The sequence below is a fragment of the Paenibacillus naphthalenovorans genome (assembly GCF_900099895.1).
GTDB classification, from domain to species: domain Bacteria; phylum Bacillota; class Bacilli; order Paenibacillales; family NBRC-103111; genus Paenibacillus_G; species Paenibacillus_G naphthalenovorans.
On sequence record NZ_FNDY01000095.1, the window covers coordinates 1 to 1,247 of the forward strand.

General features: G+C 55.6%; 1 rRNA gene. It reads right to left on the reverse strand.

Annotation, left to right across the window (positions count from 1 at the left end):
* Positions 1 to 3 precede the first annotated feature (3 nt).
* Positions 4 to 1,247: ribosomal RNA gene (locus BLT35_RS26115) — 23S ribosomal RNA — on the reverse strand; the annotation flags it as partial.

A 1,247-nucleotide genomic window follows, 5' to 3' on the forward strand; every position in this document is an offset into this window, starting at 1 on the left:
TTTTTGGATAAGCCCTCGACCGATTAGTATTCGTCAGCTCCACACGTTGCCGTGCTTCCACCCCGAACCTATCTACCTCGTCGTCTACAAGGGGTCTTACGTACTGGGAAATCTCATCTTGAGGGGGGCTTCACGCTTAGATGCTTTCAGCGCTTATCCCTTCCGTACTTGGCTATCCAGCCGTGCCTCTGGCGAGACAACTGGTACACCAGCGGTACGTCCATCCCGGTCCTCTCGTACTAAGGACAGCTCCTCTCAAATTTCCTGCGCCCGCGACAGATAGGGACCGAACTGTCTCACGACGTTCTGAACCCAGCTCGCGTACCGCTTTAATGGGCGAACAGCCCAACCCTTGGGACCTACTTCAGCCCCAGGATGCGATGAGCCGACATCGAGGTGCCAAACCTCCCCGTCGATGTGGACTCTTGGGGGAGATAAGCCTGTTATCCCCAGGGTAGCTTTTATCCGTTGAGCGATGGCCCTTCCATTCGGTACCACCGGATCACTAAGCCCGACTTTCGTCCCTGCTCGACCTGTTTGTCTCGCAGTCAAGCTCCCTTTTGCCTTTGCACTCTGCGAATGATTTCCAACCATTCTGAGGGAACCTTGGGGCGCCTCCGTTACGCTTTAGGAGGCGACCGCCCCAGTCAAACTGCCCACCTGACACTGTCCCCATACCCGCTTAGGGCACCAGGTTAGAACTCCGATACGATCAGGGTGGTATCCCAACGTCGCCTCCACACAAGCTGGCGCTCATGCTTCTCTGGCTCCCACCTATCCTGTACAGATCGTACCAAAGTCCAATATCAAGCTGCAGTAAAGCTCCATGGGGTCTTTCCGTCTTGTCGCGGGTAACCTGCATCTTCACAGGTATTAAAATTTCACCGGATCTCTCGTCGAGACAGCGCCCAAGTCGTTACGCCATTCGTGCGGGTCAGAATTTACCTGACAAGGAATTTCGCTACCTTAGGACCGTTATAGTTACGGCCGCCGTTTACTGGGGCTTCGGTTCACAGCTTCGGTCTTACCCTAACCGCTCCCCTTAACCTTCCAGCACCGGGCAGGCGTCAGCCCGTATACTTCGCCTTGCGGCTTCGCACAGACCTGTGTTTTTGCTAAACAGTCGCTTGGGCCTTTTCACTGCGGCCCCCTCGGGCTATTCACCCTACCGGGGCACCCCTTCTCCCGAAGTTACGGGGTCATTTTGCCGAGTTCCTTAACGAGAGTTCTTCCGCGCGCCTTAGCAT